12 protein-coding genes are annotated in these 13,586 nt (G+C 65.4%); 3 read left to right on the top strand and 9 right to left on the bottom strand.

Translation table 11 applies throughout. The annotated features are described in order from the left end of the window. Window positions 1–3 precede the first annotated feature (3 nt). From CI41S_RS35990 to CI41S_RS35975, 4 genes are read right to left on the bottom strand one after another with little or no spacing between them, the layout of a single operon-like run. A complete protein-coding gene (locus CI41S_RS35990) occupies window positions 4–1,227 on the bottom strand; it encodes an ABC transporter substrate-binding protein (RefSeq protein ID WP_139863738.1) in 1,224 nt (407 codons plus the stop codon). Window positions 1,228–1,257: 30 nt separating this feature from the next. Then, on the bottom strand, window positions 1,258–2,304 hold the full coding sequence (locus tag CI41S_RS35985; RefSeq protein WP_244626790.1) for a PDR/VanB family oxidoreductase: 1,047 nt from the start codon (window positions 2,302–2,304) through the stop codon (window positions 1,258–1,260). Then, window positions 2,301–3,620, bottom strand: coding sequence for a Rieske 2Fe-2S domain-containing protein (locus tag CI41S_RS35980; RefSeq protein ID WP_139863737.1), 1,320 nt, complete (start codon window positions 3,618–3,620; stop codon window positions 2,301–2,303). Before CI41S_RS35980 ends, CI41S_RS35985 begins: the two co-directional genes overlap by 4 nt. 14 nt (window positions 3,621–3,634) lie before the next feature. Further along, a complete protein-coding gene (locus CI41S_RS35975; RefSeq protein ID WP_139863736.1) occupies window positions 3,635–3,952 on the bottom strand; it encodes a hypothetical protein in 318 nt (105 codons plus the stop codon). A 191-nt stretch (window positions 3,953–4,143) separates the two neighbouring features. On the opposite strand from CI41S_RS35975, the gene CI41S_RS35970 reads away from it, so the two are divergent. Beyond that, entirely contained in the window at window positions 4,144–4,638 is a 495-nt protein-coding gene (locus CI41S_RS35970) for a MarR family winged helix-turn-helix transcriptional regulator (RefSeq protein WP_139863735.1), read from the top strand. 10 nt (window positions 4,639–4,648) lie between these two features. On the opposite strand, the gene CI41S_RS35965 is transcribed toward CI41S_RS35970, so the two are convergent. The 4 genes from CI41S_RS35965 to CI41S_RS35950 are packed head-to-tail and all read right to left on the bottom strand — an operon-like array spanning window position 4,649 to window position 9,812. After that, a complete protein-coding gene (locus CI41S_RS35965; protein ID WP_139863734.1) occupies window positions 4,649–5,842 on the bottom strand; it encodes a CaiB/BaiF CoA transferase family protein in 1,194 nt (397 codons plus the stop codon). A 10-nt stretch (window positions 5,843–5,852) separates the two neighbouring features. Beyond that, window positions 5,853–8,081 carry an acyl-CoA dehydrogenase family protein gene (locus tag CI41S_RS35960; RefSeq protein WP_139863733.1) on the bottom strand — a complete coding sequence of 743 codons (2,229 nt, stop codon included), beginning with the start codon at window positions 8,079–8,081 and terminating at the stop codon, window positions 5,853–5,855. Window positions 8,082–8,090: 9 nt separating this feature from the next. Next, a complete protein-coding gene (locus CI41S_RS35955) occupies window positions 8,091–8,900 on the bottom strand; it encodes an enoyl-CoA hydratase/isomerase family protein (RefSeq protein WP_244626789.1) in 810 nt (269 codons plus the stop codon). A 45-nt stretch (window positions 8,901–8,945) separates the two neighbouring features. After that, window positions 8,946–9,812 (bottom strand): FadR/GntR family transcriptional regulator, encoded by an 867-nt coding sequence (locus CI41S_RS35950; RefSeq protein ID WP_172628326.1) that lies wholly within the window; start codon window positions 9,810–9,812, stop codon window positions 8,946–8,948. An 82-nt stretch (window positions 9,813–9,894) separates the two neighbouring features. Between CI41S_RS35950 and CI41S_RS35945 the strand changes: the two genes are divergently transcribed. Then, a complete protein-coding gene (locus tag CI41S_RS35945) occupies window positions 9,895–11,034 on the top strand; it encodes an acyl-CoA dehydrogenase family protein (RefSeq protein ID WP_139863730.1) in 1,140 nt (379 codons plus the stop codon). 42 nt (window positions 11,035–11,076) lie between these two features. After that, on the top strand, window positions 11,077–12,285 hold the full coding sequence (locus CI41S_RS35940; protein ID WP_172628325.1) for an ABC transporter substrate-binding protein: 1,209 nt from the start codon (window positions 11,077–11,079) through the stop codon (window positions 12,283–12,285). Between the two features lie 31 nt (window positions 12,286–12,316). Here CI41S_RS35940 and CI41S_RS35935 read toward each other — a convergent pair whose 3' ends face one another. Continuing rightward, the gene (locus tag CI41S_RS35935) at window positions 12,317–13,480 is read right to left on the bottom strand and encodes a patatin-like phospholipase family protein (RefSeq protein ID WP_139863728.1); all 1,164 of its coding nucleotides are present in this window, start codon (window positions 13,478–13,480) and stop codon (window positions 12,317–12,319) included. Window positions 13,481–13,586 lie beyond the last annotated feature (106 nt).

Here is a 13,586-nt window from a genome sequence, read left to right as displayed (position 1 = left end):
TGGTCAATTGCTTTTGGCCTGCTCGACCAGCGCGCATCCGCCCTGATCAAGCGGCCGAAATGCCTCGGGTCCGGACAGGACGCCGACCTGCTCCAGCTGGTCCCACTTGCCCTTCGAGGCGTCAGGGCGCTTCACTTTCAGGATGTACATGTTGTGGATGGCGCGGCCGTCCGCGCGAACGACGACCGGTCCGAACAGTTCGTCGTCGATCGGCTGCTCCTTCAGCTTGCGGATCACCGCCGGCGCATCGTTGGTTGCTGCCGCCAGCGCCGCGTTCAGATAGGCTCGCACCGAGGAGTACACGCCGGCGTGGAATGCGGTCGGCGATTGCCCGTGCTGCCGCGCGCTGAACCTGGCCGACCAGGCCCGGCTGGCATCATCCAGGTCCCAGTAGAACGGCTGGGTAATGATCAGCCCCTGCGCCACCGCAAGCCCGCTGGCCTCGACATCGTTGGTTGTGGTCAGCAGCGCTGCGAAGGTCTTGCCGCTCTGCTTCAAGCCGAACTCCGCGGACTGCTTGATCAGGTTGACGGTGTCACCGCCGGCGGTTGCAAACGCGATCACGTCGGCGCCGGAACCTTCGGCCTGCAGAATGAACGAGGCATAGTCTGCATTATTGATGGGGACGTTGACCGAACCGAGCACGGTGCCGCCGCCCGCGCCGATCACCGCGGTCCCGTCGCGCACCATGGACTTGCCGAGTGCGTTGTCGGTCGCGATGAAGTACCATTTCTTGCCGCCATGACGGACAAGATAGGCGCCGATCGTGTGCGAGGCCGCCCAGGTGTCGAACGTCCACTGGATCGTGTTGGGCGAGCAGTATTTCCCCGTCAGGTCCGAGGTGGCCGCGCTCGAGGCGATCAGCGCCGCCTTGCTGCCGCGCACGACCTCATTGACGGCAAGGCCAACCGCCGAGTTCGGCACGTCGGCGACCGCGTCGACCTTCTCCTGGTCGATCCACCGGCGCGCAATCGCGGCGCCGACGTCGGCCTTGTTCTGGTGATCGGCCGAGATGATCTCGACCTTGAAATCGGGATGCAGCCGCATGAAGTCCTCAGCGGCCATCCTTGCCGCCGTCACCGAGCCCTCACCGGCATTGTCCGAGTACGGGCCGGAGGCGTCGTTGAGCACGCCGATCTTGATGCTGCGTGGCGTGTCGGCCAACGCCGGCGAGCACGCCCAAACGGCGAGAAGGGAAGCTGCAAGGCTCCGCGAAAAATACTTCATTTGTGTCCTCCCATTCGATTTGTTGTTGTTTCAGAGATCGAGCACGAGCTTCCGGCTCTTGGCGCCCGAGCAGCAGATCATAATGCTCTTGTTCGCCGCCTGCTCGTCGGTGCTCAGAAACTGGTCGCGATGATCGGGGATGCCGTCGAGGACGCGGGTCTCGCAGGTGCCGCAGACGCCTTCCGCGCAGGCGTAGTTCACTGCAATTCCGGCATCCAGCAGCGCGTCGAGGATGGTCTTGCCGGCTTCGACCGCGATCGTGCGGTTGCTGCGCGCGAGGGTGACCTCGAAGCCGCCTTCCACCGCGGCCGGCTGCTTGGCCTGGAAATACTCGACGTGCACCTGATCGGCAGGTCGGTCCGCCGTCGCCGCTTCGAACGCTTCGAGCATCGCAACCGGGCCGCAGCAGTAGAGATGCGCATGCGCCGGTGCATTTTTGACGATCGCCGCAAGGTCGAACACGCGTCCCGAGCGCTCGTCATCGAAATCGAGATGCAGGTTCGGATGAATGTCTGAGCTGAGCGTACTGAGCTCGTCGGTAAAGGCAGCAGCCGCGCGCGTTCTCGCGGCATAGAACAGCTCCCAACGCCGCCCCAGCGCGTCGAGACGGCGGATCATCGACAGCAGCGGCGTGATGCCGATGCCGCCCCCGATCAGGACGGAATGTTCAGCCTCCTCGCAAAGTGCAAAATTGTTGCGCGGCCCCGAGATCGTGATGATGTCTCCGGCCTTCACCGTGTCGTGCACGAAGCTGGAGCCGCCCCGGCTCGCGCTGTCGCGGTTGACGGCGATGACATAGCGATGGCGTTCGCGCGGGTCGTTGATCAGCGAGTAGCTACGGATCAAGCCGTTTTGCAGATGCAGGTCGATATGGCTTCCGGCCGTAAAAGGAACGAGATCGCCGCCGGTCGGCGACAGCAGCTCGTAGGAATTGATGGTGTCGGCCTCGTAGCTGATGCGCTTGACCCGGACGTCGAATGTGCCCGCGACCGCGGCGTCGCGCCGCTGGCCGCCATCATCCACAACCGGCAAGTCGGCGGCCACGACGGCCGAGCGATGTGCGGCTGCCGCGCTCACAACTCGTACCCGAAATCGGCGCCGAGCTTCGCCCGCATGAACGGCGCGCCGACATCGACCCAGGAATCCTCCGGCGGCAACCGCAGCGACACGGCGCGCACCATGAACACATCTGGGTCCGACACACCCTTGGGCCTGACGGCGTGATCGCGATAGGCGCCGAGCGCTTCGAGAATGAAGCGCCGCGTCATCGCGATCCCGGTGTCGCTCGAACACAGCGTCTCCTTGGTGCGATCGAAGATTGGCGACACCCCGCTCTGGCAGGCGCCGTCCTGCACCCAGAGGCCCGGCAGGCCGGAGAACCAGGTGGTCTGCTGCGCCTGATAGTCGAACTGAAAGCCGTTTTGCGGATTGTACTTGGTCCAGTAGCCGGCATACGGCACCGTCACCGGGTGCTGGACCAGCGCATGGCGGCTGGCATGGCCGCTCTCGCGACCGTTGTGTCCTTCGGCAAAGATCTGCCGCGTCTTCGGCGAAAGCGGCTCCGACGGATGATACGAGAACATGATGCAAAGCGTGTTCTCGTCATCGATCGGCACCCAGGCATGACCGCTGAGGTCCGGGAACGGCGACAGCGGCGGAACCAGCGTGTAGAACGGCAGCAGGAACTGGTTGACGCGCCAATACAGCGTGTTGGCGTCGTAGTTGCGCCGCGCCGCGATGCTCATGCCGAAATCCTGCTTGACGCATTCGAAGGTCGGCCGGAGGTCGCGCTTCTGGATCCAGGCGCTGGTCGTGCCCTGCGCGTCGAGCCGGCCGTGCAACAGCGGCGCATGCGCCGAGTCGATCTCGCCCTCGACCGCCTGCAGCCAGTTGCACTCCTGGACGCGGACCGAGATGTGAACCTGTTCCGGCGGCACCAAATTCCATTCGAGGTTCGGCAGCGGAGGAAGTTCGGCCTGGTCGGGACCCATATAGGTCCAAATCATCCCGTTGCGCTCGCGGCATGGATAGGCCTTGATCCGCACCCGTTCCTTGAGGCGGCTGCGCACCGGCTCCGCCGGCATGTCGGTCACCGCGCCGGTGACGTCGAATTTCCAGCCGTGATAGACGCAGCGCAGTCCGCAATCCTCGTTGCGTCCGAAGATCAGCGGCGCCCCCCGATGCGGGCAGGCCTGGTCGACCAGCCCGACGCGGCCCTCGGAATCGCGGAAGGCGACGAGGTCTTCGCCGAGCAACCGAATGCGCTTCGGCTGGCCGTCCTTGGCAAGATCCGCCGACGGCAGAAAGGGAATCCAATAGAGGCGAAACAGGTTTCCGAGCGGCGTGCCTTTGCCGACCCTCACCAAGCGTTCGTTGTCATCGTGCGAGAGCATGGGTTTGCCTCCATTCAATTGCGAGTCGCTGCTCCGCCGAGCAGTGCGGCGACGCGTTCCGACAGTCCGAGGTCCTGCGCGGTCCAGAGCGGATCGGATGCGGTGAGCGATTGTCGTGGAATCGGAGGTTGCTTTCCCTCTTCCACCAGACTGACGATGATTTCGATGCGGCGCCGCTCGAGCTCGCTCAGGGCGTCCTCGACGACGGCAGCTTCCGCGGTGCAGCCCGGCAACTCGGGATAGGCGAGACGGATCAGCCAGCGTCCGGGCTCGGTCTCGACCGCCTCGGCCTCTAGCAGATAGGGAATCGACAGCAGCTCGCGCAGCTCCAAGACAACCTCCCTGAACGACGTCCCGCTTCTCTTTAGTACGTATACGTACTACATAGACTGACGGCTGGCAAGGGCCCGGCAAGGATTCGTCCCCTTGAATCAACTTCGCCGCTGCTTCACCGAGGGGTTGAGGGCTTTCAGCCAAGCTGCTAACGGCTAACGCAAATTTCCAGCAGGGGTCCGACGACGGGATGGCAGCCCACAAGGCAAGCAAGACGAATTCGGCCGCGGAGCTTGCGCGCAACTGGCAGCTCGAAGGCGGCGTCGGGTTTCTGCTGCGGCTGCTGGAGGCCCGCTACGACGGGCTCTACCAGAGCATGACGCAGCAGAGCGACATCACGCCCCGGCAGTTCGGCGTGCTGATGGCGCTGTACCAAGTGGGCCCGCTGACCCCTTCCGTGCTGGCCGACCGCATCAGTTGCGATCGCAACACGCTGAGCGAAATGCTCAAGCGGATGGCGGAGCGCAGGCTGGTTTCTAAGAAGAGCAACCCGGACGACCGCCGGTCGCTTCAGGTCCAGATCACCGCCAAGGGCGAGGAGGCGCTGTTGTCCGTGGTGCCGGCCGCGGCCGAGCTGCAGAACATCATGCTCGCTCCCCTGCGCAAGGAAGACCGGGCGCATTTTCTCAAATGCCTGCTGGCGATCGCAAAGGCTGCGCCGCCGGAGTCCGCATCCGACTCTTGAAGTTCCGGCGTCAGGCCGGCGCCTTTCCGAATGCGCCGGCTGCGGCAAGCCCGGCGATTGCATCCGGCGACAGGCCAAGTGTCCTTGAAAGCACCTCGTCGCGGTGCGCACCGACCGCGGGCACAGCCCGTCCAATCGATGTATCTGCCTCCGACATCTTCCATGGCGTATTGACACCGGCGAACTCGCCGGCCCCATCCGTGATCGCGCCGAAGACACCGCGTGCCTGAAGATGCGGATCGCTCAGCGCCGCGCCCGGTTCACGATATTCGGCGCAGGGAACGCCGGCGCGATCGAGCGCCGCGAGGCACTCGGCTTTGGTGTGACGTTCGGTCCACCTTTCGATCACCTGCATCATGGCGGTCCAGTTTGCGCCGCGTGCCGGGACGGTGGCGAAGCGGGGATCGGTCACCAAATCCTCCTGCCCCGTCACCTCGCACAACGCCGTAAAATTGCGCGCGGTGACCGGCGCGATCAGGATATCGCCGTCGCGGGTGCGCACCGGGCCATAGGTCGGGCGTGGCGCGCTGATCGGGAACTGGGCCTCCTGCAGCTCGTAGACCAGGAGGTTCAGCATGCAGTCCATCAACGCCACATCGATCCGCTGGCCCTTGCCGGTTCTGTTACGCTGAACCAGCGCGGTCTGGATCGCGGAGTAGCCAAAAATGCCGCCGAGCACGTCGGCGACGAAGATGGCGCCGGCCGCCGGCCGCTCGCGATCCCCCGCATAGCGCATCAACGAATGATCGAAGCCGCTCTCGGCATGCACGATCATGGCGTAGGCGGCGCGCTCGGCCGCCGGGCCGGACTGGCCGTAGCCCGAGATCGAGCAATAGATCAGGCGCGGATTGATCTCGCGCAGCGCCTCGTAGCCGAGACCGAGCCGGTCCATCACCCCGGGACGAAAATTCTCGACCAGGATGTCGGTCTCCGCGACCAGGCGATGCACCAGCTCGATGGCGTCGGCGTTCTTCAGGTCGAGCGCCAGGCTCCGCTTGCCGGCGTTGAGCTGGCCGAAATAGGTGCTGTGGCCCTCGCGCAGCGGCGTCCGCAGCCGCATATCGTCGCCCTCGGGCGGCTCGATCTTGATCACCTCGGCACCGACATCGGCGAGCAGCCGTGCGCAATAAGGCCCCGCCAGCATGATCGAGAAATCGAGCACCCGCACGCCCGCGAGCGGTGCCCTGTCGCCGTCCTTTTGCATCCGCTCTCTCCTATCTCGGCAGCCCGAGCGCGCGCTGCGCGATCAGGCTGCGCTGAATTTCGTTGGTCCCGATGCTGATGACCCACATCAGCGAATGCCGCAGGTTCTGCTCGAAGCGGCCATTGTCGATCGCGCCCGGCATCTGCTCGGACAGCGCGGCGCGCATGCCGAGAATGTCGAGCGCGGCCTCGCCGAAGCGCTCCATCAGTTCGCCGGAAAACACCTTGCTGATCGCGCCATATTCCGGCGGGGTCACGCCGTCGGCGGCGAGCCCGGCGCAATGCATCATCAGCTGGCGGCCGATCTCGATCTCCGACGCCAGCGTCGCCATCCGGTCGCGAACCAGCGGGTCCTGGGCCAACGACGGATCACCCGCGACGCGCAGGCGCAGTTGCTCGAAGGCGTGCGCGACTTTCAGCACGATGCCGCCGCCGACCAATCCGCGCTCGAAGGCGAGCGCACCGGTCAGCACCTTCCAGCCGCCATTGACCTCGCCGACAAGATTCTCGGCGGGAATGCGGACGTTGTCATAGAAGATGTTGGCGAAGGTGCCGTCGTACATCGTGCTCGACGGCCGGATCGCGATGCCCGGCGCATCCATCGGGACGATGAACATACTGATGCCGGCGTGCGGCGGCCTCGCGTCCCTGTCGGTCCGCGCCGCAAGGAACATGTATTTCCCCCACCAGGTGGTGGTCCAGATCTTCTGGCCGTTGAGCACCCAATGGTCGCCGTCCCTGACCGCGCTGGTGCGCAGCGCCGCCAGATCAGAGCCCGCCTGCGGTTCGCTGTAGCCCATGCCGTGCATGGCTTCGCCGCGCAGGATCTCCGGCAGGTATTTTTGCTGCTGCTCCGGCGTGCCGAACATCATCAGCGCATTAGCCTGGATCGCCGCACCGATCCGCGGCGCCTCAGCGCGCTCCATCGTCTCCATGAAGGCGATCTGTTCCAGCGCGGAGCGCCCCTCGCCGCCGAATTGTTCCGGCCACCCGAGACCGATCCATCCGGTCTCGCCGATGTCGCGGGCGAAGCCGGCGTCGAACTCACGCTTCGCGAACGGCCTCTGATCGAACTCGGCCTTCCGGTCGCCCGACCAGTTTTGGTCGAGCCAGCGCCGAACCCGCTCGCGCAAGGCATTTCCGGCGGATCCGAGGTCGTATTGCGGCAGACCAGCGCCGCCAGCGTCCAGCAGGTAAGCAGCTAGCCTGCGCTTCGCATCCACCGCGCCGCCAAGCGCGATCGTGTCGAGGTGCACGCGCTTGAAATGCTGCGGGGCCTCGTGTTCCTCGGCATAGCCGATCGCACCGAACGTGTGCTGCGTCTCGAGCGAGACGCGGCGCAACGCGTCGCCTGAGAACGCGAATGCGCAATCGGCGAAATAGTGCCAAGCGGCATCGCCGCCATCATGCAGCCGCGCGGCATGATCCAGAACGAGGCGGATACCTTCCAGCGCGATCAGGCCGTTCGCCAGCTTGTGCTGAATGGCCTGGAATTTTCCGATCGGCTGGCCGAACTGGTGCCGCTCCTTGGCGTAATCCACCGCGAGCTCGAACGCGCGCCGCGCGGCGCCATAGGCGCGCGCCACTAGCGCGACCCTGCCTTTGAGCCGGAGATCCTCCACCGCGACCAACTCGGCGGAGATAGGCGTCACCCGCGCTGCGTTCAGCCTGACCTCGTAGAGCCCCCAAGTGCCCATCGCGCGTGTTGCGACACGATCGACGCCCGGAGCCGCGAGTTCGACCAGCGCAAGGCTGGACTTGTCGACCGCGACAAGGAGATGCGTGGCACTTGCCGCGGCCTCGACGAAGCGAAGTACGCCCGTCCCCTTGCGGTCCGTGACCTCGATCGCGCCTGTGCCGGCGTCGGGATCGAGCCCGCCAAACGAGAAGGCCGCGACCGCCGTGCCGGCGTGCAGTCCGGCCAGCAAATCCCGCGCCGCTTCGGCCCGTGATCCCGTCAGCGCGAGATTGGCGAGCGCCGCCGACCACATCGGTGCGGGACAGGCGGCGCGGCCGAGTTCCTCCATCGCCACCAATATCTCGCGCAGCCCGCCCTCGTCGCCCCCGGAGCCGAGCGCGGCAACGCCCTGCCCGACGAGCCTGCGCCATATGGCAGAGATCTCGTCCGACGAAGAGGCCGCCGCCATGCCGCGCGTGCGCCAATGCTCGTCGAGGAATCCGCGCAAGGAGTCGCGCAGCATGCCGGCGATATCATCGCCGCACGGGTCGGGCGCTACCATCGGCCGTACCTAGCCCCGGCCGAATCTGGGCTTGCGCTTCTCCTTGAACGACATCGTCGCTTCCTTGTGGTCGGCGGTCTCGAACGTCACCTGCTCCAGCGCCATTGACGCTTCCAGCAGCATGTTGACGCGGTCCTTGATAACCTGATTGATCGACAGCTTGGTCCAGCGGATCGCCCAGGTCGGGCCGTTGGCAAGCTCGACCGCGATCTCGCGGGCCTTCGCCAGCACCTCGGCACGCGGCGCGATATGATTGACGAGGCCAATCCGCTCCGCCTCGGCGCCCTTCAGCAGCGTGCCGCGGATCAAAAATTCCTTGGCCTTGCTGATGCCGACCAAGAGCGGCCAGATCACGGTACCGCCGTCGCCGGCGACCAGGCCGACGCGCGAAACATGCGTATCGCCGATCCGCGCATCCTCGGCCATCACGGTGATGTCGCAGAGCAGCGCGTGGGTCGCGGCCAGGCCGATCGCATCGCCGTTGATCGCCGCGATGATCGGCTTGTCGAGCTCGAGCTGGCGAGTGACGCCGCGCCGGCTGATCATGGGATCGTGGACCTCGCCCTCCTCGAGCACGTCGCCGCCCGGCCGCTCCGACATCGCCTTGACGTCGCCGCCGACGCTGAAGAAGTCGCCGGCGCCGGTCAGCACCACGGCATTGACGGCGTGATCGTCGGCAAGATCGTCCCAGATCGTGCGCAACTCGCGGATCAGCTTCTGATTGATCGCGTTGCGCGCCTGCGGGCGGTTCAAGGTCACGGTCGCGACCTTGTCCGCAACCTCGACCTTCAGACACTCGTACTTGGCGTAATTGGACACGTTTGCCTCCGTTGTTATTGCTGTTTGAGTATCGGTTTGCTGCGTCTAGCGTCGCATTCCGGGTTGAACGTCCGCCAGCGCGACGTGCAGCGACATCGCGCCCGGATCCTGCTCGAGCATCCGTTGCACGGATTCCAGGTGCGCTCGCAGCAGCCGGCTCGCCAGCGTCACGTTTCTGTCGCTCAGCGCCGCCAGGAACTGGCGTCGCTTCTCGGCGAGCCGCGCCATCGCGACCCCGCTCGATGCCACTTTGGCGTAGACGAAGCGCATGTGGATCTCGGTGACGGAATCCACGATCATCGCGATCACCTTGTTGCCGGTCGACGCTGCCAGCAGCTTGTAGAACTCGCGCGAGCACTCGACCCGGTCGAGCAGCCGGCCCTCCTTGGTCGCCAGCTCAGTCCGCGCGATGTTGGCCTCGAGCGCATCGAGATCGGCACGCCGCGCATTGGCGCAGGCCAGCCGCACCACCAGATCGAGCACGTGAACCCGCGCCTCGGACAATTCCCCGACCGAGATCGTGCCGAGGCTCAGCATGTCCCGCATCACCTCGTTCATGCGGCGGGTATCGCCCTGCTGGATGAAGGCGCCGCCCTTGACGCCCTTCTGCAGCTTCAGCACGCCAGCCATCTCGAGGCTGCGCAGCGCCTCCCGCAGCACGTTGCGGCTGACGCCGAGCTGCTGCGCCAGCTCGCGCTCGGCGGGAAGTTTGTCGCCGGGCTTCAAGACGCCGAGCGCCAGCTGCTCGCGAATCCGCTCGCAGATTTCCTCGAACGTCCGCCTAGTGTGGATCGGCTTGAAGGTCGGCGCGGCCGCACTACCTGCGGCGCGCAGATCGATGGCGCGCTCGCGCCGGTTCGGAGCGGCGGCCCGGGGACGCGCGGGCGCGCGAGGGCTTGACTTGGTGCTCATGAGGTGGATTATTAAATGGATCACCCATTCAATGGAAGCCCCTTTTTGGCTTCCGGCAAAAGAAAACGACCGGGGAGTCCGCATGAGTTTCACCGAGGAGCAGATCGCGTTCCGCGACAACGTCCGCAAGATGGTCGCAAGGCACGTGGCGCCGATCGCCGCCGAGATCGACGAGACCGATCGCTTCCCGCTCGAGCTCGTCAAACTGTTCGGCGAGATGGGGCTGATGCAGCTCTGGGTGCCGGAACGCTATGGCGGCCCGAACGGCAATCTGACCATGGCCTGCATCGCGCGCGAGGAGATCTCCAAGGTCTCGCCGGCCTGCGCGTCGATCGCGGCGCTCAACACCATGTTCATCATGCCGCTGCTGCATTTCGGCTCGGAAGAGCAGCGCAAAAAATACCTGCCTGTTATCGCCGAGGGCGGCGTCGTGACGGCGATCGCGATCTCCGAGCCGCAAGCCGGCTCCGACGTCGCCGCGCTCAACACCCGCGCCGTGAAGGATGGCGACAGCTACGTCCTCAACGGCCGCAAGCAATGGTGCAGCTACGGCGTCGTCGCCGACTACATCGTGGTGATGGCGCGGACCAGCGATGGCAACGGCGCCGACGGCATCAGCGCGTTCATCGTCGAGCCGAAGAAGATGCCGGGCATCTCGTTCGGCCGCCACGAGCGCAAGATGGGCTTTCGCGGTGCCCCCAACACGCCGATCTTCTTCGACAATGTCCGGGTCCCGGCGGAAAATCTGGTCGGCGAGGAAGGCAAGGGTTTTCGCGCCTCGATGCGCGCGCTCGACCTCAACCGCCCGACCATCGGCGCGCAGTCGGTTGGCCTCGCGCAGGGCGCGCTCGATGCCTGCGTGGCCTACGCCAAGGAGCGCAAGCAGTTCAAGAAGCCGATCGCCGAATTCCAGGGCGTGCAGTTCATGCTCGCCGACATGGCGATCCAGATCGAGGCGGCGCGCGCGCTGGTCTATGAATGCGCCCGCGCCGGTGATGCCGGCGACTGGAAGCGCCTCAACGTCCTCGCCAGCATGGCCAAATGCGTCGGCAGCGACATGGCGATGAAGGTGACGACCGACGCGGTCCAGATCTTCGGCGGCTACGGCTACACCATGGACTATCCGGTCGAGCGCATGATGCGTGACGCCAAGCTGACCCAGATTTTCGAGGGCACCAACCAGATCCAGCGCGTCGTGATCGCCCGCGAGCTGCTGCGCTAGAGCAAAATATTCTCAAGAAAATACAAGAGGGAGGAAATCGTCTTGAACCACATCAACCGCGTATTGGCGGCCGCTGCGCTGTCGTGCCTGCTGGGAGCCCCCGCCTATGCCCAAAAGGCCTATGACCCCGGCGCCAGCGATACCGAGATCAAGCTCGGCCAGTCGACGCCGCTGAGCGGTCCGGCCTCGGCGTTCGGCGCGGGCGCCGGACGGGCCGTGGTCGGATATTTCGAGATGCTGAATGGGCAGGGCGGGATCAACGGCCGCAAGATCAGCTTCACGCAGCTCGACAACGCTTACAGCGCCCCGAAGGCCGTCGAGCAATCGCGCAAGCTGGTCGAGGATGTCGGCATTCTGGCCGAAGTCGGTACCATCGGGACCGCGCCGAACGTTGCGATCCAGAAATACCTCAATGGCAAGCAGGTGCCGCAGCTCTTCATCACCGCGGGCGGACGCCGCTTCAACGATCCCAAGACATTCCCGTGGACGGTTCCGCTGTACCCGGACTTCGAAACCGAAGGCCGCGTCGTTGCCAAGTACATCCTGGCCGCAAAGCCTGACGCGAAGATCGGCGTGCTCTACCAGAACGACGATTACGGCAAGGACTACCTCAAGGGTCTCCGCGCTGGCCTCGGCGCCAAGGAGACGCTGATCGTTGCCCAGGCTTCCTACGAATTGGCCGATCCCACGATCGACTCGCAGATCGTGCAGCTCAAGGCGGCCGGCGTCGACACCCTGATCGAGCAATCGTCGTCGAAGGCGGCGGCGCAGTCGATCCGCAAGGTCTACGAGCTCGGCTGGAAGCCCCTGCACATCATCGGCGGATCGACGGCATCGGTCGAGACCATCCTGAAGCCGGCGGGCCTCGAAGCGTCGAAGGGGCTGGTGACGACGCAATTTCTCAAGCAGCCCGGCGATCCGGCCTGGGCCAATGACGCTGAGGTCAAGGCCTACAAGGAGTTCCTGAAAAAATACGCTTCCTCGGCCAATCCGGACGACTACTCGGTGCTCGTGGCCTACATGAATGTCCACGCCATCGAGCGGACCTTGCAAAAATGCGGCGATCAGCTGACCCGCGAAAACCTGATCAAGCAGGCGACCCTGCTCCATGGCGAGCGGCTGCCGATGATGCTGCCCGGCATCTCGATCAGCACCAAGCCCGGCGACTACACGCCGTTCCGCACCTTGCGGATCGCAACGTTCGACGGCGAAAGCTGGTCACTGACCGGCGAACCGCTGTCGGCCGATTGAGCGCCGCCGGCATCCCACAAGCAGGCCGGGTTCACTCCGCGGCGATCGCGCCGTACCCTGCCTCGTGCAGGATCACGCCTGAGAGCGTATCGAATTGGCCGGCCCAGGGCTTGCGGGCCAGCACGTCGCGGGCATGAGCGTAGCCGGCCTCCCAGCGCTGCCTGATGCCGGACGGGCTGAAGTCGACGTCCTTGGTGTGGTCTTCGTGCGACAGCTGCGGCGCCAGCAATTGCACGACATGCATGCGCGTCTGGCAGCCATAGCTCATCAATTCCCTGACTTCGGGCCGGCTGCGCTCGGCCTCCGGCAACCTCGCCGCCAGCTCGTTGATGACGTGGCGCAAACGATGCGTCTGCTGATGGCGCGTGATCTGGCTGGCGATCCGGCTGGAATACTGCACGTCCTTGGTGCGGTTGAGCACGTCTGCCATGGTCGCCGGTTCGGGGCCGATCGGATTCCACAGATGAACGCTGAAGATCAGCGAGTCCCGGCGCGGATTGTCGTCGAACACCACTTCGGTCGGCGTGTTGGAGAGGATGCCGCCGTCCCAGTACAGTTCGCCGTCGACGCGCACCGCGGGAAACGCCGGCGGCAGCGCGCCGGACGCCATGATGTGCCGGGCGTCGAGCTTGCAGCGGCTGCTGTCGAAATAGGTCATCTGGCTGCTGCGCACGTGCGCGGCGCCCACCGTCAGGCGCGGGCGGCCCTGATTGATCAGATCGAAGTCGACGAGTTCGCCGAGCGTGCTCTGAAGCGGTGCCGTGGAATAGTAGCCGGCGCGATCGGCGCCGAGTGGATAGCTGTGGCCTGCATGGGCAAACGGATTGGGCGTGAAGAAGCCCGCAATGCCTTGGACCAGCGTCGTCCAGTAGGACCAGCTGTTTCCGAGCCCCGAAAAGGCCTCCGGCGGATCCCAGCTGGAAGAGCGCTGCACGCGGCTCCAGAATTCGGTGAGCCGCGCCAGGCGGTGCTGCGGCGCGTTGCCGGCGATCAGGCTGGCGTTGATCGCCCCGATCGACGTCCCGACGATCCAGTCCGGCTCGACGCCGGCTTCATGCAGCGCCTGATAGACGCCGGCCTGATAGGAGCCAAGCGCGCCGCCGCCCTGCAGCACCAGCACGATTTGCCCCGGCAGGTTCTTCGAGCCGCCGCGCGCAAAATCCACAACACCGGACGATGTCGTCGGTCGCTGCATTCAGGCCTCCTGCTGTCGCATCCCGGCATACGCACCCGCGCCTGATTGACGGCCCCGGCCGGTCCTGTCAATCGCACAAACGCGTGTCCCGCCTCGCCTGTTCGCC

Source organism: Bradyrhizobium ivorense, assembly GCF_900696085.1.
GTDB lineage: Bacteria > Pseudomonadota > Alphaproteobacteria > Rhizobiales > Xanthobacteraceae > Bradyrhizobium > Bradyrhizobium ivorense.
This window is presented reverse-complemented; position numbering and strand designations above follow the sequence as displayed.